The organism is Laceyella sediminis, from assembly GCF_003003125.1.
GTDB classification, from domain to species: Bacteria; Bacillota; Bacilli; order Thermoactinomycetales; family Thermoactinomycetaceae; genus Laceyella; species Laceyella tengchongensis.
Genome location: NZ_PVTZ01000008.1, coordinates 107,863 through 127,251 on the forward strand (window position 1 = coordinate 107,863; position 19,389 = coordinate 127,251).

The 19,389-nt window shown below is 41.9% G+C and carries 18 protein-coding genes and 2 CRISPR repeat arrays (1 of these 20 only partly in view); of the genes, 2 read left to right on the plus strand and 16 right to left on the minus strand.

Going from position 1 to position 19,389, the window contains the following annotated elements; translation table 11 throughout:
* Position 1: 1 nt before the first annotated feature.
* The 5 genes from CLV36_RS10715 to CLV36_RS10735 form a co-directional block, all read right to left on the minus strand.
* Complete coding sequence (locus tag CLV36_RS10715; RefSeq protein ID WP_102993857.1) at positions 2-1,009, minus strand: FecCD family ABC transporter permease; 1,008 nt, start codon at positions 1,007-1,009, stop codon at positions 2-4.
* 2 nt (positions 1,010-1,011) lie between these two features.
* On the minus strand, positions 1,012-2,052 hold the full coding sequence (locus CLV36_RS10720; protein WP_181352987.1) for a FecCD family ABC transporter permease: 1,041 nt from the start codon (positions 2,050-2,052) through the stop codon (positions 1,012-1,014).
* Positions 2,053-2,081: 29 nt separating this feature from the next.
* Positions 2,082-3,014, minus strand: coding sequence for an iron-hydroxamate ABC transporter substrate-binding protein (locus CLV36_RS10725; RefSeq protein WP_181352989.1), 933 nt, complete (start codon positions 3,012-3,014; stop codon positions 2,082-2,084).
* A gap of 87 nt (positions 3,015-3,101) precedes the next feature.
* Positions 3,102-3,911 carry an ABC transporter ATP-binding protein gene (locus CLV36_RS10730; protein ID WP_102992766.1) on the minus strand — a complete coding sequence of 270 codons (810 nt, stop codon included), beginning with the start codon at positions 3,909-3,911 and terminating at the stop codon, positions 3,102-3,104.
* 328 nt (positions 3,912-4,239) lie between these two features.
* Positions 4,240-5,313 carry a WD40/YVTN/BNR-like repeat-containing protein gene (locus CLV36_RS10735; protein ID WP_106342669.1) on the minus strand — a complete coding sequence of 358 codons (1,074 nt, stop codon included), beginning with the start codon at positions 5,311-5,313 and terminating at the stop codon, positions 4,240-4,242.
* A 346-nt stretch (positions 5,314-5,659) separates the two neighbouring features.
* Between CLV36_RS10735 and CLV36_RS17670 the strand changes: the two genes are divergently transcribed.
* Together CLV36_RS17670 and CLV36_RS10745 are read left to right on the plus strand one after the other, a co-directional pair.
* Positions 5,660-5,833: a hypothetical protein gene (locus tag CLV36_RS17670; RefSeq protein WP_245888347.1), complete on the plus strand. Its 174-nt coding sequence runs from the start codon at positions 5,660-5,662 to the stop codon at positions 5,831-5,833.
* A gap of 509 nt (positions 5,834-6,342) precedes the next feature.
* Positions 6,343-7,245 carry a sulfite exporter TauE/SafE family protein gene (locus tag CLV36_RS10745; RefSeq protein ID WP_106342670.1) on the plus strand — a complete coding sequence of 301 codons (903 nt, stop codon included), beginning with the start codon at positions 6,343-6,345 and terminating at the stop codon, positions 7,243-7,245.
* A gap of 200 nt (positions 7,246-7,445) precedes the next feature.
* On the opposite strand, the gene CLV36_RS10750 is transcribed toward CLV36_RS10745, so the two are convergent.
* From CLV36_RS10750 to cas6, 11 genes are all read right to left on the minus strand, one after another.
* The gene (locus CLV36_RS10750; RefSeq protein WP_181352991.1) at positions 7,446-7,943 is read right to left on the minus strand and encodes a GNAT family N-acetyltransferase; all 498 of its coding nucleotides are present in this window, start codon (positions 7,941-7,943) and stop codon (positions 7,446-7,448) included.
* A gap of 64 nt (positions 7,944-8,007) precedes the next feature.
* Positions 8,008-8,568 (minus strand): imm11 family protein, encoded by a 561-nt coding sequence (locus tag CLV36_RS10755; protein WP_106342672.1) that lies wholly within the window; start codon positions 8,566-8,568, stop codon positions 8,008-8,010.
* 160 nt (positions 8,569-8,728) lie between these two features.
* The gene (locus CLV36_RS10760; RefSeq protein WP_106342673.1) at positions 8,729-9,193 is read right to left on the minus strand and encodes a hypothetical protein; all 465 of its coding nucleotides are present in this window, start codon (positions 9,191-9,193) and stop codon (positions 8,729-8,731) included.
* Positions 9,194-9,350: 157 nt separating this feature from the next.
* Positions 9,351-10,096: direct repeats of the CRISPR family, unit length 29 nt; unit sequence ATTCATATTCCACATAGTTAAGTGATAAC.
* A 444-nt stretch (positions 10,097-10,540) separates the two neighbouring features.
* Positions 10,541-10,804, minus strand: a complete 264-nt coding sequence (gene cas2, locus CLV36_RS10765; RefSeq protein WP_102992772.1) for a CRISPR-associated endonuclease Cas2 — start codon at positions 10,802-10,804, stop codon at positions 10,541-10,543.
* A 2-nt stretch (positions 10,805-10,806) separates the two neighbouring features.
* Positions 10,807-11,790, minus strand: a complete 984-nt coding sequence (cas1b, locus tag CLV36_RS10770; RefSeq protein WP_102992773.1) for a type I-B CRISPR-associated endonuclease Cas1b — start codon at positions 11,788-11,790, stop codon at positions 10,807-10,809.
* Complete coding sequence (gene cas4 / locus CLV36_RS10775; RefSeq protein ID WP_106342674.1) at positions 11,787-12,299, minus strand: CRISPR-associated protein Cas4; 513 nt, start codon at positions 12,297-12,299, stop codon at positions 11,787-11,789. Before cas4 ends, cas1b begins: the two co-directional genes overlap by 4 nt.
* Before the next feature lie 11 nt (positions 12,300-12,310).
* Complete coding sequence (locus tag CLV36_RS10780; protein WP_102992775.1) at positions 12,311-14,596, minus strand: CRISPR-associated helicase/endonuclease Cas3; 2,286 nt, start codon at positions 14,594-14,596, stop codon at positions 12,311-12,313.
* A 29-nt stretch (positions 14,597-14,625) separates the two neighbouring features.
* Positions 14,626-15,279 (minus strand): type I-B CRISPR-associated protein Cas5b, encoded by a 654-nt coding sequence (cas5b, locus tag CLV36_RS10785; RefSeq protein ID WP_106342675.1) that lies wholly within the window; start codon positions 15,277-15,279, stop codon positions 14,626-14,628.
* Entirely contained in the window at positions 15,260-16,180 is a 921-nt protein-coding gene (gene cas7i, locus CLV36_RS10790; protein WP_106342676.1) for a type I-B CRISPR-associated protein Cas7/Cst2/DevR, read from the minus strand. Before cas7i ends, cas5b begins: the two co-directional genes overlap by 20 nt.
* On the minus strand, positions 16,173-17,909 hold the full coding sequence (gene cas8a1 / locus CLV36_RS10795) for a type I-B CRISPR-associated protein Cas8b1/Cst1 (protein WP_106342677.1): 1,737 nt from the start codon (positions 17,907-17,909) through the stop codon (positions 16,173-16,175). The genes cas7i and cas8a1 overlap by 8 nt, the downstream gene beginning before the upstream one ends.
* Positions 17,906-18,640 carry a CRISPR-associated endoribonuclease Cas6 gene (gene cas6, locus CLV36_RS10800; protein WP_102992779.1) on the minus strand — a complete coding sequence of 245 codons (735 nt, stop codon included), beginning with the start codon at positions 18,638-18,640 and terminating at the stop codon, positions 17,906-17,908. Before cas6 ends, cas8a1 begins: the two co-directional genes overlap by 4 nt.
* Positions 18,641-19,107: 467 nt before the next feature.
* A CRISPR array of direct repeats spans positions 19,108-19,389; the repeat unit is 29 nt; unit sequence ATTCATATTCCACATAGTTAATTGATAAC (it continues 1,438 nt past the right edge of the window).

A 19,389-nucleotide genomic window follows, 5' to 3' on the forward strand; every position in this document is an offset into this window, starting at 1 on the left:
ACTATTTTTTAGCCATTAAGTACATAAAATAGGGCGCACCGATGATACTTACAACAATACCAGCGGGAATGCCGATGGGATCCGTCATGGCCCTGCCGATCGTGTCAGCGGCAAGGAGCAATATCGCACCAAGCAAAGCCGCGATGGGAAGAGCTCCCTGGAGGCGAGGCCCAACCAGCGACCTAGCGATATGCGGAGCCATCAGACCGACAAAAGCGATCCCTCCGCTGACCGCCACAGATGCTGACGAAAGGGCCACCGCGATCAAAATGAGCAAGCGTCTTTCCCGCTCCACATGAACACCTAACCCGATGGACACATGCTCATGCAAATGCAATGTATTCAAAACATGGGACTTCGCCCATGCAATAGGGAGCAAAACAAGAATCCATGGTAACAACGCCAACACAAATGTCCAATCGTCTCCCCAGATCCGGCCCGCCATCCAATTGGCGAAGAAAGAGGCCTCTTCCTGTCCCAACCGGGAAGTCAACGTGATGATCCCGCCGTTTAGGGCAGCCGCCATCCCTACACCAATAAGCACCAGCCGAGTCGGGTCAACTCCCTCTCCTTTTTTATGGGCCATGGTGTAAATGAAGATAGCCGTAATAATGCCACCCAGCAACGCAAACAGCGGGAGAATATAGACATAAGTGGATGACTCTACGGTAAAGAACATCACATAGACCACCACCATGAATCCAGCTCCCGCATTAATCCCCAACACACCTGGATCTGACAGCGGATTTTTGGTGATGCTTTGTAAAATCGAACCAGAAACGGCCAGACCCATTCCTGCCAAAACCGTGATCACTATTCTCGGCAACCGAAAGCCGTATAAAATCAACTCTTCTTTTTCTGTGCCCCGCCCCAATAAGGTTCGCGCCAATTGCTCGGGAGACAGTGACACAAACCCCGTCACCACACTCACCACAATCAGTGCCAACAGAAACAATAGAGCAATGATGACTGCAAGCCGAACTCTTGCGTGCTGTTGCGCATGGATCATGTTCACTTCCTCCCTCCTCTTCGCGCGAGATAAAGAAAGAAAGGCACGCCAACCATGGAAACGATGGCTCCTACTGGAGTCTCATATGGTGCATTGACCAGTCTCGCCGCCGTATCGGCTAGCACCATCAACACACCCCCAAAGATGGCCGAACAGGGGATAATCCACCGGTAATCTGTCCCCACCAAAAAGCGGACCATATGAGGCACCATCAAACCGACAAAAGCAATGGCCCCGGCGATGGAAACGGCTGCCCCGGCCAGGATGAGCACGACACACATAAGGACAGTTTTCGTCAATAACGTGCGCTGTCCTAACCCTTTGGCTATTTCTTCACCAAAGCTTAACACCGTCAACCCTTTTGAAAACATGATGGCGATCACGATGCCGACGCCGACGACGGGCAACAGCCATCTCAGTTGAACCCAGTTTGTCCCTGACACCCCTCCGGCCGTCCAGAAAGTGAGTTCTTGGGACAGCTTGTAATAGAGTGCAATGCCTTCCGCAATCGCTGACAATAAAGCTGTAACGGCAGCCCCCGCCAATGTGATACGAAGGGGCGTTAAGCCCCCTCGTTTCAAAGAACCCAAGCCAAACACCATCGCAGCCCCGATCCCGGCACCGATAAAGGAAACGATCATGACCGATAAATAGGTGGCACTCGGGTAAAAAGCAAAGACACACGCTAGGGCCAGACTGGCACCGGCGTTTAAACCGAGCAAACCGGAGTCGGCGAGAGGATTCCTGGTCATACCCTGCATGATGGAGCCGCTGACCGCCAAGGCCGCCCCCACGGCCGCTGCTGCCAGCTCGCGAGGCAACCTGAGGCTGACAATGATTTGATCCGCCTCTCTCGTTGAATCATAGTCAAATATCGATCGCCACACAGTGAAAAAGTCAATGTCAGCCGCCCCGACCGAAATGGCAAACGCCATGCTGAGCATGAGGAGAACGATGCCAGACCCAAGGACTGTAACCCCGATGACCGGTCGGGAAAAAGCGGCGTCTCCTGCTTGCATCCGTTTGTTTTTGCTAAACATCATGGGCATGTATCCTTTATCAGACTTTGAAGTCATTTTCTTTTCGTCAGGGAGTCAACAATGAATTCCATCTCTTTTTCTAGGGAAATCGGATCATTGAAATAAAAAGATTTGGAGTCGAAGAGAATCACCTGGTTCTTCTGCACAGCAGGAATGCCTTTCCAAACATCGGTTTGCATAAACGAGTTGTCTGCCGAATCATCCCCTTGGCCAACAAAGAGGTAGTCGCCTGCGTATTGTGGAATCACCTCTTTGGAAATCGCTTTATACCCAGGCCCGAACACATCCTGTTCCAACTTTTTGGTCGGTTTCAAGCCAAGCGCCTGATAGATGACTTCTGTCCCACGACCCCAGTTTTTTCCATACACGTACATGTCTTTGCCGAACGTTTCCAACACGGTGGCGGTGGCATTTTCACCGATAGCTGCTTGAACCTTTTTGCGCTCCGCTTTTGCCTTCTCTTGCCACTGTGCGACCCACTCTCTGGCTTCCTTTTCTTTACCCACCAGCTTGCCGATCTCGATATGCTGTTGCAGATAGTCGTATTTTTCGTAAGTAAACGCGACCGTTGGAGCGATTTGAGCATATTTTTTAAGATTTTTATCGTTGGAGTAGGTAATGATCAAATCGGGATTTAACGCCAAGAGCTTCTCCACGGAATCTTCGGTGACCACTTCCACATCATCCAACTGACCTTCATAAAATTTGTTTCCTTTCGGCCATTCATTGACAGCGATTGGCTTGATGCCAAGTTTCAGCAAGTTTCCTGCATAAGTCGCAGCCAGCACAGCTACTCTCTGCGGTTTCGCAGGGACTTTAATATCCCCTTGTTCAGAACGGTACGTTCTGGTTTGTGATGTGGAATCCGTGGTCGATTGACCTGCGTTGCCCCCACACGCGGCCAGTAAGACCGCCATAACCATCATGATCATGCCGAAAAGCATTCGTTTTTTATGTATGCGCATTTTTCCCTCATCTCCAATTTGTTTTAATAATAAAAATCATTCTCGATCATTCCTCAAAAAAAAGCTGTTCCTCCAAGCTCCCTCACATCAATCAATCACTGCGACATGAGACCGATCGATCAAATCATATGTGAGGCACATCGGCTTTTTCGTCCGCGGGTCTAAGCCAACTTCAACATCGATGTTAAAAACGCGCTGAAGGATTTCGGGAGTGATGATCTCCTCCGCTGTCCCTTCTTTAACCAATTCCCCCGCTTTCATAGCCACGATGTGATCCGCGAAACGGGCCGCATGGTTGAGGTCATGGATCACCATCACAATGGTGCGCTTTTCTTTTTCGTTCAAATGTTTGAGTAGCTCCAATATCTCCAGTTGATGCGACAAGTCAAGATACGTTGTCGGTTCATCAAGTAGAATGATATCGGTTTCCTGGACTAGCGCCATAGCGATCCACGCCCGCTGTCTCTGCCCGCCCGACAGGGCATCCACCGCTCTGTCCTTAAAGTGGGAAACGCCGGTGATCTCCATAGCCCAATTAATTACTTTCCAGTCGGCTTCTTGTAGCCTGCCCATCCCCTTTTGGTATGGAAACCTTCCATAAGAAACGAGTTCGGCCACAGTAAGCCCTTCCGGGGCGTCCGGCGACTGAGGCAATATCGCCATCTTTTGCGCAATCTTTTTCGTTTTTTCCATCGTAATATCTTTGCCGTCCAGAAACACTGCTCCTGATTTTGCGGAAAGAATGCGCGCCATGGTCTTCAACACAGTCGATTTGCCACACCCATTCGGTCCGATGATCGCAGTGATTTTCCCATCTGGAATGGTTAAGTTCAAATTGTTGACGATATCTTGGCTTCCATAGGCTATTCTTAAATTCTCAGTAAAAAGCCTGGACATTTTCTCCCTCCAATCGCCCTGACTTGAAAGACAACACCTGATGTGTTGCAATCAGTCATGCGGCGAACTCTTAGCACAATCTCCGATTTTCACCCTTGTAATTGTTGATAACGATTCTCGATCTCAAATGATATTTTAGTTTGGTCTCGCCGTTGTGTCAACTGTTGCCACTAAATAAAAGCCGCTTCTTTACTTGTATTCTTATTTGCAAATAAAATGAGGCTGCCTCCCAGATAGGGCAGCCTCATTGGTACCTGCCTTCCTTATTTGATCCAGTGTTATCTAGGCCAACTTCACAGATCGCGTTGATGTGCTGAAAATGACTGCCTCATCCTCTCACCGCCAACGCGTGCGGATGCTGCCGCTCATACTCCTCTTTCCAGTCGATGTCCAAACGCCGCCATGTCAAACCAGTATCCGCCGAGCGATACAATCCCTGATTGGTCAAAGCGTAAAAAACGCCTGGCTCATCTTGATTAGCCGCAAGAATGGGAATCACCATGCCTTCCGTCGGTGGAAGCCCCTCCCTCACTTCCTGCCACGGCTGATTTCCTTCTTTACGGTAGATGGTGGATTCCGGTGTAACTTGGTGCAGATGATGAGCCTCCATCGCATGAACCGAGGCCGATACGATAATCACGTCTGGATTTCCCGGGTCCACTGCCATACCGTAAAGATAATGATGCTTAAGCCCTTCGGCCTTGCTCTCCCAAGTCAGACCGGCGTCCTTACTCTCCAGGTATTCGCGCCCCACTTCAAACAATCCGTCACCCGCCGCGGCATACAGGCGGCCCGGAGCCATTGGATGGGTCAGCAAGGTATGCGTGTCCAAAGGCCCGCGAAACTTCCGATCTTCCCATGTTTGGCCGCCGTCCAGACTGCGAATGAAAGCGCCAGCCTCGATGGAAACATAGATTTTTTCCCCCTCTTTGATATCTGGCGTGATCCAGCGGATGTGACTGGTATGGGGGCGTGGTGGGAAGCTCCAAGTGGCCGCCGATGGCAACAGGCGGACATTTTCCAGCTCCGTCCAGTTGTCCCCGCCGTCGTCAGAGCGGTACAAAGCGGTCGGTTCGGTTCCCACAAACACCACACCGTAACCGTTAGCCTGTTGAACGGGGCTGACTGCGACCGCCGTCACAATGGCCTGATTAATCCCCCGACCCATCAGCGGTTCCGTGTAGAGGCCAGGTGAACCGCAAGGCTCCCACGTCTCGCCCCCATCATCACTACGCCACAGTCCCCGACCAAAGGTGCCGCAGTACACACGCTCCGGCCGAAAAGGATCGAATGTCACACAAATCGGTTGCATTCCCTGCAACGTTTGCTTGGTTGTGATTCGTTCCCCTTGCACATCCACCACCAGTAGATCCTTTTCCATCGCCAAGTACAGCTTCGTCATGGAAACACCCACCTTTAGATTCATTTGTTTGGACTTGCAAACATGCCAGCTAATGACACCCTAAAAACAGACATGCAACCAGTTACTTCCACGAACAAACAAATAATCATACTACAATTAAATAATAACAAATATAACTTACAATTTAAAATTACCTAATAATCATTCTAAATAAATCCATCATTGATGCACACACTTTCGGTCATGCCTACAGGCTGGCAGAGATCGATTCGCCGGGGATACAACGTGCTATCATGTAAGAGGTCCCACAATCGCAGATCCTCGTATTCAGCTTTGACTCTGACCTCACACGCCCGCAACTACAATGTTTTCTAGGGTGTGTCTAGTGGGGAAGAAGCGGCGGAAAAACCTTTTCTCGAGGAGCGCCTCGCCACCGCGTGAAGCGAATGAGAAAATGGTTTTGGTTAAACTGGCCGGCACACCCGAACTCGAAGTGTACGATGATGACGATCCCTACAAGCCAGACTATTACTCAAAAATCTGGATTCCTGTAAAATAATCACAGCTTAGGCACGTGCACCGTGCCGCAAATTAAGCAGACGAAACGAATCCACTCCCCGCAACGCGGTGCCGAGTTGAAAGAAGGATGGGATACTCTCCCATCCTTTTCTGCGTAAAAAGCAAGATTTCACTTTTCAATCTCATTCTTGACAGGCGGTTAACGGATGGATATGATTATTTTAAATCAAATAATTCATATCAATTAAGTATGTTTTATGCTTTAAGCAATTTTTTGGTGCTTGATGAATAGATTGATTTAGCAGGATCATATCTCGACCAATTGACTCGACATAGTGGAGTTGCTTATCGAAAAGCATACTTATGTAGCAAGCGATACCTTATGCATAGGGCGATCGCATGACACGGCATCTTGAGATGATTTTCTTGTGTCGCAATTTTCCCAATCATACTTGCTATCGGGATGTCTGTTGGAATGAATTCGCTCTAACATATCATGATCTAATTCTGAGTAATTAGATTGATATTGTCCGTTAAAGGAGGATCTTTATGCAACGGCTTATCATTTTCGCCATCATCGGGCTTTTCGCCCAATTGGTGGACGGCTCCTTAGGGATGGCATATGGCGTCACTTCCAGTTCACTTTTACTTCTATTCGGCGTTTCTCCGGCGATTGCTTCTGCTTCTGTTCATATGGCTGAAGTCGTCACTACTGCCGCTTCAGGCGTATCTCACATCCGTTTTGGAAACGTGGATAAGCAAACCGTTTATCGCCTGATTCTCCCTGGTTCCTTGGGTGCCTTTATCGGAGCTTGTTTTTTGAGCAACTTGCCTGGGGATGTGGTTAAACCGTATATCGCCGTTTTCTTGTTTGCTTTGGGTATTTATGTACTTCTGCGGTTTTTGCTTGCTGATTCCAAGAAAATTACCCAAGCCGATACCAACCTCACACCCAGTAAAAAATTACTTGTTCCGCTCGGCTTCATCGCGGGCTTTGCTGATTCTACAGGAGGAGGTGGCTGGGGCCCACTCACAACGCCGGTCTTGCTGTCGCGCAATGAGCTTGAACCGCGCAAAGTGATTGGTTCAGTAGATGCCAGTGAATTTGCCATCGCCTCCGCCGCCACAATTGGCTTTTTTATTTCATTGGGCCCGGAGCAGTTTCATTGGCAATGGGTATTGGCATTGATGGCGGGAGGAGTAGTGGCTGCTCCTATCGCTGCTTGGTTGGTCCGCAAGATTCCGGCCGCCATTCTCGGTGTGTTGGTTGGGGGACTGATTATCATTACGAACCTCAAAACATTATTTGGCGCCTTTGATATCGGTTCCGATGCCGTACAAAATGGAGCCTATTTTATTGTCGCCTTGCTGTGGGCTGGCGCTGTCGCGTACAACATTGTGCGCCATTATAAACAAATCCAACAAACAAAGCAGGAAGAAAAAGCACTTTAATACTGCTTCGGTCTTTAACGCCGTTTTTAGTATATCGGGACAGGGTTGTCCGGAATAAAAAATGCCGGAGCCGCTTTAAACAAGGCGGCTCTTTTTTTACATATACGCTTGGGTCTGCTTGAATAGAGATGCCTTCAATCTAAGTAGAAATAAAAAAAGAAGGGCTTTAAATTTTGCCCTTAATATCTCTGTTTCTATTCTTACTCCCAATCCCGAACATATTTCAACAAATGAGTCACCGTACCAAAAAAGTTATCTTCTATCTCTTCTTCCACGTGAAACTGCATCGATTCATAAAAGGATCGTCCACCACCATTCTCCTTTTCTACCCAGGCAATCAACCGACAAAGGGGAAATACATCGTTGATCAATTGATTCAAAAGACGTTTACCTATCCCTTTACCTTGAAATGCTGGCAGAAGATAAATCCGAGTTAATTCATACTCAGCATATCCTCTCTCTACTAATTCCCCATAACCAACGATGCAGTCTTCATCAGCAACTACATAAAACAGGCGACGAAGCTTGTTACTGTCTGTTCTCAGCAAGTCTCTCAGCCTATCTAATGAGTACGCTTGCGATAAAAATGCGAGAATCGCTTTCTCTGGATAGATTTCTTTATAAGTATGAAGCCATGTGACTTGAGCTACCCTCTGTACCTCCAACAAATCAGCATCCGCAATCGGACGTATATTCACAAACCTATCCCCATTTCTATACCATATCTAAAATTAAACCAGCAGTTATCGCTTATCTAAAAAACTAGCTTCCCGAATTCCAAACTTCAGTAAACTGAAATCCAACCAATCCTTTGGACTCAACCGCTTCTTTAAACTCATCAGATACAAAGACCATCAATCCAATTCGATCATCTAACCAAATACGAAAAACGTGTTCATTCTTAACTTTTTCTGGAATAAACGCATACCTTTCAAATCCTACCTTCAACCCCGTACTCAATTGTCTGATAACTGCATGGTGATAATCGATCGCATCAATGGCATTCATAACATGTATAGCAAAATACTCTTTCTTTGGATGAATCAGCGGCAACCCCTCTACTTTATCCTTTAAAAACTTTTGTAACTCATTAAAAGCTCGGTCACTAAAAACAAGGGTACCTGAATGACCCCAAAATATTGGACAATCACTCGGTTCCCCATCTTCTAATGTAAATACGTTCACATCTTCCCAGACATCGGCTAATGGAGTAAGGGAATTAACTCTTTCCTTAAAGTATTTTTCATAAGCTTGATCAAAATTTACTAGCTGTAATGATTCAAAACACTCATCCAAAGAGGCTTTTAACTCCCATATTTTCATGCTCACCCCTCCATTAGGATGCAATCACTTCTACATAAATTTAAACTCAGCATTTACTTCGTAGCGGTATCAAGCAAAACATCAGTAAATTGCCGTTAACAAAAAGCCCATCTAAAAAGACGGGCGATTTATGCCAACTATCTCATTTAAGATGGAATCGTCATTGGCTTTCATCCTTTGCAAATGCCAATACCTCAGTAGCATCAAACCCAATCCAAAAAAATGGTGTACACTTAGACAAGTTCACACTAGGAATGAAGGTCTTCTTCTTAAACATTCCTAGGGTTGATGTTTCGATTTCTTTCATCTCAAAAAAACGGTTTGTAAACGGTGCCCATCCCACAAACTGATTATTACTCCTTAATTCATACGCCCAAGTGAACGCTTCCTTCACAAATGTATTATTCACGTCAATCAAATAATATTTGTTATGCCTACTCTTAATCGTTTTATACGAAATGTTCTCCTCTAAAAACTGATCTTGAAGCTCAATAAAAGAAATCAGGTTTTGCTGTTTTTCTTGCTTTTCTCCCTCAAAATATATACTTAACGCATATTTGACTGGTTCCTTCAGGGAAAAAGGTAAATCCAATTGCTCTAACTCTACTTTCTCCATATGGATCATAGCCATGCTCCTACATTGTGAGATGGTTTTTACAATGAAAAGACCATCTCTACTCTTACTATTTACTTCCATTTAATTTTTGATCACGAAGAACATATGACATAATGATGATTATTGCTGAAACCCAATAACGGCGTATTCCATTTGTCCCATGCAAATTCATATTCCACATAGTTAATTGATAACGCAGCCGCATAAGTAGGAGCCGATCCAGCCGTTTTATTCATATTCCACATAGTTAAGTGATAACGTGAAGAAGCCAGGAAATTCGATTTCGACAAAGGAATTCATATTCCACATTGTTAAGTGATAACGCACACGCAAAAGCAATTGAGCTGCACGTGATCGAGATTCATATTCCACATAGTTAAGTGATAACGGCATGATCCCCCTTTTCTTCGCTTCTTCTATCGTCATTCATATTCCACATAGTTAAGTGATAACTTCGTCGTTGTCCGGGCACACCGTTAAACGTTTTAAATTCATATTCCACATAGTTAAGTGATAACTCAAGGTCAACACGTCGATCCCCACGGGGCGAAAGAATTCATATTCCACATAGTTAAGTGATAACGCTGTTATGTCAAGACTGTCACAACCGTGAGCATCAATTCATATTCCACATAGTTAAGTGATAACACCGTGGAGTCAATGTTGCCGTATGCAGAAAACATCATTCATATTCCACATAGTTAAGTGATAACGGACGGTGCCAATCCCCGATAAATATATGGTCGCTCAAATTCATATTCCACATAGTTAAGTGATAACTCTTTGTCACTGTGGTCGTATCTGCTCCGCTTGTAAATATTCATATTCCACATAGTTAAGTGATAACGGTTTTCACCGCGACGCACACCGAACGCCTTGAGTAATTCATATTCCACATAGTTAAGTGATAACCCTATACATACATAAACAAAAAGCCCAATAATCACAAAGCTTTGAGCGATTTTATAAAACTCTCTATTTACTATTTTTGCAGTATACCTTTAGTATTAATCTACCTTTTGAATAGATACTGGTGCTCAAGCTAGACTTTTTAAGGCCTTTTGCTTCTGTTCAAAAAAAGAACTTTACTGCGATAAATTTATCCACATAGTTAGTTAACTATTCATTAGTCTTGTTTCAAATAAAGATTTCATAATCCACATAGTTAATTGATAACCTATAAGATCACACAAGTAAAAACCAGTCATTTCAAGGCTTTTAACAAATTGAATAAGGCTTCAAAATTCCTCAATTGCAACCTTCAATATTAATCTGCTTTCCGAGCATATGTTTGAGTTTGAGTAAGATATCTCGAAACCTTTACTACATTTTATTATAAAAAACCTTACTGCACCATTATAAGAACATGGTTTCAAAGGATTTTTCCTGTCCATATACCGTTTTCTGAATCTGTTTCGGATTTTTTACTTGATATACATACAGTGAATCTACTTGGTCATTTACTACTCCCCTAATCTCTGCCAGACACTTCTTTAATTTACCTTCTGTAATTTCACCTTCAAACACGGAGTTTTGAGTCCAAACCAGATATTTTTTCAATATCTTGTGTACCTTAGCAACACGCTTATCTTCAATGTCATAAGTGATAATGACAAACAAGCTTACCACCACGCTTTCAGAGGCTTATATTCCTCATCGCCTATAAAATGCTTTATGAGTTTATAACCTTCATGTCGAATAAAAGATTTATACGATACATTCCGATTCAATTTCCTATGCTTAACAGTGGTCTTCATCTTTTTATCGTACTCAGATAAAAACAACTTCCGCCCATCCTCATTCAAAAAACATACACCTTCCACTTGATCAAAATGCGTATCTTTTAACATGCGATTATTGATCAAATAAAAAATCAATTGATCTATGATTAGTGGCTTAAATATCTCTGCCACGTCCAAGCACAAGGAATATCGCTTTCTGGTTGGTTGGTGTAAAAAACTAATCGTAGGATTTATTGTTGTTTTATACAGTTCTCTCAATACATCTGTATAAAGCAACCCATTACCAAAAGAAATCAATGCATTCATCGGATCAGTAGGGGGACGTTTTTCTCTTTTTTCAAATCGAAAAAAGGGGTTCTTGCATAAGTCATTAAATGCCGAATAATAGATTTTGCGAATTCTCCCCTCGATTCCCATCAATTCAGTAATCTGATGAACCCGAGCCAACATCCTCTTTTCTTCTAGGATTTTTTGTATCGCCAATGCGGTGTTTTCTTTTTTTCTTCTCAAATTACGCAAAATGTGATGAACTGCCCCATCTATAAATCTCCTAGCCAAATATATCCTTTTGTCATCGTCAAGATAATGCGCAGCCTGCTGGACATCGACATATCCAGAAACCTGTTTATTCCTAGGCACATAACTTCCTGAATAATAACCGTAATAATTATACATGTGAACAAAAATATCATGTTGACTCATTAAGTTGAAGAAGCTTGAATTAAAGTCCACTTCCGCGAAAATGTGGATATCATTGATTTGCTCAATGGGTAAGGTTTTTTTCTTCTCTTCATAATCAATAAACACTATTGTATTGTCCTGTCTTTTGAAGCGCCCACTGTTTATCACATAAAAGGATCTCATTCGTCCAACTCTCCTACAAAACAAAAGTGGTAATATGCACATTTAGTACAGTAAGGGTATTTCTCAAGTTTAGGTGGAGATGGGTTCGAAAGAATACGTTGAATATCCTCAAGGCACAAAATGACCTCTTTTTCTATCTCTGGCGTTAACTCCACTTCTTCCACTCTGCGCTCTTTCACATAGTGAAGTTTTCCTTTCCGAATAATCCCCCTTTTTTTCAAATAAAACAAATAGTATAACAGTTGCATACGATCTGCTCGATTCATTTTCCGACTTGACTTCACTTCTCCGACATATTGACTATCTATTAAATCTAATTGAATCAAATCATCCAGCTTAAACTCTTTTCTCTTATATTGATAACTTTCGTCATGCAGCACTTTCCCTTGCAATACGCGATCGTATGTGTGTTCCATGGTAATCTGCTTAGAAAACAGCCATAACTTCCTCTTGCAGATATAGTAATAATTGACTTTCGTTCCTTGCACCTTCAATGAATCAAAATCCAATGAACCTCACCTCACAAAAAGGGATCATATTCATCATAGACAACCCCTTTTCCAGTCACCCTTGATGAATCAAAGTCATATTGGCAATCGTACATGTACAAATGCCTGATATTTGACGGAAGAGGAGATACCTTATTTTTAGCTAGATACCTAGGAATACTGATCACTTGTTGCTCAATTTCAAAATAAATTTGTCTCTTTTCTACTTTATATTTTTTCAAGCGATCCCAGTCTTTTTGTTTTCGAGCTTGATATTCTAACCTTTTTAATTCATCATATTTTTCAAATTGGGGCCACAACTCATCACACTTTTGCCTTGGAATCACCTGAACACGGTCAACCTCACGCATTATTTGATGTGCTTCATTTCTCCCAATTTCATTGGCAGGAGGGTGCTCCAATATTTTCAGAGCTTTTTCGAATTCTCTATAGTAAGCAGTCTGTTGCAATCTCTCAGTTTTGTACATTTCTGCGACTAGATTCACTTTCTCTTCTTCTGAAAGAAATTGCCCATGATACGGTAGAAGGAATTCTTTGCTTAACTGAAACAGTTCAGGGTGATATACTGCATTTGCTCCAATACCTGATACGTTCTGCGTATATACATATACATTTGCCTCCAAACCCGAATAGGAACGACTACGATAACATCTCCCCATACGTTGAAACAAACTGTCTAGCACAGAAAGTTCCGTATAAAGAACATCAAAATCAACGTCAATCGATGCCTCTACTACTTGAGTGGTGATCCATATCCCTGACTCCTGATTCCTCATACAATCATTGGGTGCAAAAGTAAGGATTTTTTTCTCTAAAGCAGCACGATCTCCTAATGTAAACTGGGAATGGAGTAGATGAGAAGATACACCCTGATCCTTCAAAGCTTCATACATCTTGATACTTTGTTTGACTGTATTGCAGATAACGAGCACTTTCTTTCGCTTTCCTTTATCCACAATGTCCTCTACTGCATCCAATAGGCTGTTTTCTTCCACACTGATTCGATGCCGAATTAAGTCATTTGTAAATGTTTCATAAAGGTAATCCCCTCCAAGCGAAAGTCCCATTTCATTCATTTTTTCTAAGAAAAATGTAGGCATAGTTGCCGTCATGATCAAAAATTTGCCACCCAGTTGATGAATCCGTTGAATTCCTTTTAATAGCACAGCCGCAATTCTTGGGGAGTAAGCCTGAATTTCATCAATAACAAGTTTGGAATAAGATAAAGTGGCTAACCATTTTTCATGACCTTTAAAGTAGAATGGAAATGTTAGTATTTGATCGATCGTCGAAAACGTTAATTTACGGGATAATAGACGACTTTGTTGATAAGATTGCTCTAGGTCGTGAAGTGACTGTTCATTCTCTTCGCTGTCTTCCTGATTTTTGAATAAAAAATCCAATGCATTTGAATGAAGAAGCCCTGCAATAGGTCGTTGATTTGCATCCACGTATGCTATCTTTTTAACATCCTTGGTTCGCTCATACAAGGCATTTAAACTTACACGGAGGGGCAAGGTGAAAAAACCTTTCCCTTTCCCAAGCCATAACAGCGCAGCTTCCGTTTTCCCCATCCCCGTTTGCCCAATCAGAACCAAATTTCGATCCTGATTTTCTTGTGTGAAAACCTGTAAAGGACGTAAACCTTCTTTTTCCTTTAAATAACTATTCACATATTCACTAACATCATAAGAAGAATGAAGTTCAATAGGTTCATGAGCGCTTGCCGCATGATCCAACCGTAAAAGTAATCCTTTTATTAACACATAATCTAGATAATTTGCATCTCGATAATCAATCTGTTTGTTTACTTTTGCTAATTGCAGTGTACTTAATCGTTCAGGTAAGGGCATATCAAGGCAGGATTGAATATCCTTCATATTTGGATGTAAATCCTGATTAATCACCTCCAGAATAGCATCCTTTAGTTGCCGAATATCTTTATTCCGTTCATGATGATAAGCAATTGCTTGAAGTAAAACCCGCTCCTCTTCTACAGACAAGCCAACTTCTTTGCGCAATTTTTTTATAGGTACAAACAAGGGCGACAAAAAGTTATGGGGGATATCATGATCCACTGAACAGGGTAGCAAAGAAAGACCTAGCTGCTTTCTGATCATATTTTGAAACCGTGAATATACTTTACCAGCATCATGATATTGGACAGCAATTTTCAACAAAAGCCACTGCCGGTCTGTTAACAGATCAGGATACTTTTCCCGTAACACATCATAGTTAGTCAATAGGGCTTGTGTATGTTCCATAATCGTTTCCACTGGTTGTGACTTCGCATACATGTCAATCCCCTGCCTTTAAAAACACCCCATTACAATGGGGTGTGAAAATAAACAACATTCCCTTCTTCATCACGCCAATATTGCTCTTCTTCCAAATGATCTCCTTCTGTTAAATAGAGAACAGGTACTTTCTCCCACACACGCATCCCATTTATCACTTGGTATTTGGAATTCAAGTTATAGCGAATTCCACTAGTGTCCTCATTTTGCAAATAATATACAGGCACATAGATATCATGCAACAAGGTGTGGTGTTGATCTGCATCCTCTCGCTCTATACCAACCCATTTGACTTCATCTAATCGTACAAGATCTTCTTTTCGTCCTAAGCTTAGAAACTCTTGATTTTGCTTAAACTGGCCATCAATCTGATCTAATAAACCCTCATCAGCATGGATATGAAGAAGCAAATGAACGCCATAAAGCAAATGAATATTCAGTGGAGATTTGCCTAATTCTTTTCCTTTGTAAAGGTAACTACTGCGATAATCTATGCATTTATCCTCATATGTTCCTTGAATACTCACTTTCATCTCGTGATAGGCATCTGCTTTTAGTAATCGATGAAGCATCCCGATAACTGTCGAGTAGGGTGGGAGAGGATAGGTTTCTCCCACCTTATACGCAAACGGTTTAGTGTAACTTGCCGTCTCTTGATATAACTTAATTTGTAGTGCCTTCATATTCATCCACCAGATAATAAGATTTGACTTTATCAATTAAATAGTCAAACATTCCTTGAACGGAATGCACTTGTTTAGATGGTAGCATGCCAGAAAGATCCTCTTCGTTGTTAAAAACACCTGAAGCCATGCCGATATGGGTATGATGCTTGATTTCATGAACGAAAAACTTCTTCTCTAAGCCGTCTTGAAGGAGAGATGTGTCTAACTCAAAGCCAGTATGTTCAGGACGAAGCTGAATGCGCCCTAAGAAAAACGGGTTACAAACAGCATATATGCCACCGATAATAAACAACGGAGACAGATTTTCCTGGCGACCACGAATACGACGATTTAATAAATTCAAAATAGTTAACAGATGAGTGACTCGCTTGCTTTTTTCATCTGGTGATAGAGAGACTGGCCCATCTTCTCCGATCTTCGACAAATCAATAGTCACGGTATAGGTATACAGACTATGGTGTTGTTCGATGTTCGCTAAGTTATTGCTTTCGCCAATTCGTTGCGCCATGCCCATGTTATTTAAAAAGTCCATATCGCTTTTATATGGCTCTAACGAAATGGCTGGTGTAACCCGAACCACGGCTTCCCTGGTGAGAGCACTTTTCCCCTTCACAGTCTTCATATACCCAAAAAGATCCATCTCTTCCGAATCTTCAATTGTCGCGTCTTTTTTAAATTGAATAGTTCCTTCATCATTGCTTACCGTCTGCAAGTTCCAGTTGAACAATTCATGGCCTAAGCGAACAATGTCATAACGCAAACTTTGACGGGAAGCAAACGTGTACATTTGACCATTTCCTCGGCTAAACTTTTTAAGCTCTGAAATGTTTCCCATTCCTTCTCCATAGTTCAATGAATTGGCTTGAAAGATCATAGTTAATGTCAAACCCTTATTCATTTGCTTTTTCCTCCTCTAATTTTTCTCTTGAATCCGATTTCGCTTGCAAGCCGGAAAGGAAAGAATAACCCACTTCTACGAAGTCCAAGTCTTTTTGATGCAATACATTTAAAAAAAGCGTGGGAATCTCGCGTCTTGAGGACATATACATGCGCATTAATATATCCATAAATAGTTGCCGGTTTCCGGCTTTACACGCATTCAGCAAACGATAAGAGATACCTTGTAGTTGATTCTCCTTGCTTTCATCCCGAAAACGCTTTGCAACATTCATCCCTTCCATATATAGAAATTTTAGTTTCTTGTCTGGCAAGGTTCCTTCACTCCTTAAATGACAATGTAGTCGTCTTCTAGACAAAAGAGCTTCTAAACAATCTTTGGCTGGTTTCTCCTGCTGTATCTGATTACGTAGGTGATTGGCGATCAGATGAATGGGATCTTTTCGCTTTAATATTTCATCAATGAAAAGATATTTAAAACCCTTGTCCTTTATCTTTCTAATCTCCAGTGCCTCATCTTTAAAAAAGCGTGCCAGCTTTTTGGGAACATGAAAATAATGCAACTTGCTATTTTTCCCCTCATTGGATAACTCGACAAAGAATATATTTTGTAAAGAGAAAGTAGCAACTTCCTGTGTTGATAAGAGTAAGTCATAGACCAGTTCTGAATATGGGTTGTCTGAATCCCTTTTATATTCAAATTGAGCATTTGCATGTTCCAAGTTCTGAATAGAGTCATCCAAATTCACAAAGGCATAAGTAGATACATACTCCTGATCAGTTAGCCTACTATTACTAATCTTTTTTTGGTAATAGGTAAATGCGATGCTTGAGCAAAACAGCAATAAACGAGTCATATAGGAAATCAGTGGAGTTCCTTTAGAGTCCCAGCTAATATTCTCGTTTTTCAGACTTAATCCCAATGGAGAAAACATCATCTCTTCAAAGCGAATGGACCCCATCCATTCAGATTGCACAGAGCAAGGGATCACTCTTCCAATACTTTGAACCTGAAAAATAGCTACTTTTGTCAAGTCTTTCTGTATCTTGGATAGCGATTTGTCTTTCTTTTTTTCTTTTAACTGAGAAAGCAATTGAACACTTGGCACTAGTTGCAACCAGTCTAGAAATTGACACTCTTCAATGACTGGTTGAACATAATCAGCATGGAATTTTTGAATAAAGTCTTGCTTTGTCCCTTTGAAACTTGGATTTAAAAAGCTCGGTTGACCGAAGAGTCCCCCCAACACTGATCGTATATAGTTAATCGTCAAGAAGTCATGCACATCCGGATGGGATAAGATGTCTAGGTATTGACTCACATACAGGCTCAGCTGACCATGATCAGGTTCTTTCTTTAGTTTCTTGATACCATCTAACAATTGATCCACATGCTCAAGTATCCCCTCAGCAAATGGTGCTTTTTTCAGTTTCCCTTTTGTTAACTTGATCGTATGTGAAATTCGTTCTACATTAGAGGAGAAATAAGTAGAGTTACGGGCATATTCAAGGTGTTTTTCGAGACGAATCCGGTCTTGCTCACGTTTGCTATATTTTTGAATTAGTACCTCAAAAAAATGAGGGGCAAATGTTTCAAATAAAGATGGGTCCAATTTTATAGAATGACGGCCAACCTGATATTGGGAAGGTTCTGCATAATGATCTAATACTTTTTTAAATCCAAGAATGCCCGCATTGACAAACCACTCATCCAAATAAATATGTTTCATCGGTCAATCACCTCTAGCATGCCCCAACCCGAACTCCGGCGAAAACCAACCCCTAATTGATACAAATCTCTTAAATCTTCAGGATGCCCCTCTAAGAGAAAAGTTCCTTTATACCCTTCTATCAGTAGGTAAGGCTTTTGTGTTTGCTCTTGAAACTTTGTGATCGGTTCTTTAATAATGTTTTTTTTCATCTCAATCGGCACAAAGCGAAGGGAAGATTGCAATCCAACTCCACGATAATTCGTCAAGGTGAGATCAGATATGTAAAGGAATTCATTCGCATATGACTGATCGTAGGGAGAGAGAGCTTGTCCATTTTTATCTTTTATATATATGGGGGACATGGTTTTGCATAGCAAATAGGTACGGGTCACATCCGGTTCTTTCAGCATGTACACACTCTGCTTCGTAAGGCAGAACTGGCGATATTCAAACCGATTGAGTTTCAGTAGTCCGTTGTAAAAATAAATCATCCATTCTTGATCAGGTGAACTAATAAATAAATCAACCTGGCCGTTCACCTTAAATTGATCTTCAATTAGCTCGTAATCCTTAAGTCGGACTGAAAAGGTGAAGTTCTTAGTTCGCTTGTTCGCCTTGTCTTGGTAAAAATAAAGTTGCTTGAAATAATTTTCGTTGGATGTTTCCAAACTTTTTTTAATCAAACTTACAAACATCGTTCGATAAGAACGGGGAAGTTCCTCGCAAGTAAATGAACATTTTATTCTCATAATTACCTCCTCTCTGAACAATTTATATATTAACTTATTTTATCTTGCATAACAACTTTGCAGTGAACCTCTTTTAACGGGATATTCATCAATACCTTGATATGACTAGACTTTTTTTGCATTTTCATCTGCTGATTTTTCTAACTTGAGGTTTACTGCATTTTCGGTGGGTCATTAGTTTATATTTAAGCTACTTTCGTGTCCAACACAAAAACAGCGGTGAAACACCACCGCTGTAAGTTTTCGATTTAATAATTGCAAACTGACAATGTCTATGATAACCCCATTGATTTTCTCTTTTGTATACTCATCAAACACGCATAATAAGCAGGATTTTATTTTTGTTAAAATATTCAGAACAAAAGGCGGCTGACACGGCGATGGAAGTGCTTACGGAGAGAGTTTCTTCTTAAACATTTTGAATACAGAACCAAGTGCTGCTTGCGAAACGGGTCGATGTGATCACTATTCACAACCCACATAGTTAATTATTAACGGACTCCGCTATCCCTCCCTCGCTCCTTCGTCGCGTATTCACAACCCACATAGTTAATTATTAACGGTACGGAAGTCTAACAAGAAGGGATGGGTTTCTAATTCATATTCCACATAGTTAATTGATAACTAATGCAGCCGCCTTTGTCGCAGAGTATTTTTGCATATTCATATTCCACATAGTTAATTGATAACGAGACACCATGACTTCTTCATGGAAGCATGGCGGAATTCATATTCCACATAGTTAATTG

Coding starts and splice junctions, on each gene's coding strand:
- CLV36_RS10715 (WP_102993857.1), bottom strand. CDS start 1,009: ATGATCCATGCGCAACAGCACGCAAGAGTTCGGCTTGCAGTCATCATT.
- CLV36_RS10720 (WP_181352987.1), bottom strand. CDS start 2,052: ATGATGTTTAGCAAAAACAAACGGATGCAAGCAGGAGACGCCGCTTTT.
- CLV36_RS10725 (WP_181352989.1), bottom strand. CDS start 3,014: ATGCGCATACATAAAAAACGAATGCTTTTCGGCATGATCATGATGGTT.
- CLV36_RS10730 (WP_102992766.1), bottom strand. CDS start 3,911: ATGTCCAGGCTTTTTACTGAGAATTTAAGAATAGCCTATGGAAGCCAA.
- CLV36_RS10735 (WP_106342669.1), bottom strand. CDS start 5,313: ATGACGAAGCTGTACTTGGCGATGGAAAAGGATCTACTGGTGGTGGAT.
- CLV36_RS10745 (WP_106342670.1), top strand. CDS start 6,343: ATGCAACGGCTTATCATTTTCGCCATCATCGGGCTTTTCGCCCAATTG.
- CLV36_RS10755 (WP_106342672.1), bottom strand. CDS start 8,568: ATGAAAATATGGGAGTTAAAAGCCTCTTTGGATGAGTGTTTTGAATCA.
- CLV36_RS10760 (WP_106342673.1), bottom strand. CDS start 9,193: ATGATCCATATGGAGAAAGTAGAGTTAGAGCAATTGGATTTACCTTTT.
- cas1b (WP_102992773.1), bottom strand. CDS start 11,790: ATGAGATCCTTTTATGTGATAAACAGTGGGCGCTTCAAAAGACAGGAC.
- CLV36_RS10780 (WP_102992775.1), bottom strand. CDS start 14,596: ATGTATGCGAAGTCACAACCAGTGGAAACGATTATGGAACATACACAA.
- cas5b (WP_106342675.1), bottom strand. CDS start 15,279: ATGAAGGCACTACAAATTAAGTTATATCAAGAGACGGCAAGTTACACT.
- cas7i (WP_106342676.1), bottom strand. CDS start 16,180: ATGAATAAGGGTTTGACATTAACTATGATCTTTCAAGCCAATTCATTG.
- cas8a1 (WP_106342677.1), bottom strand. CDS start 17,909: ATGAAACATATTTATTTGGATGAGTGGTTTGTCAATGCGGGCATTCTT.
- cas6 (WP_102992779.1), bottom strand. CDS start 18,640: ATGAGAATAAAATGTTCATTTACTTGCGAGGAACTTCCCCGTTCTTAT.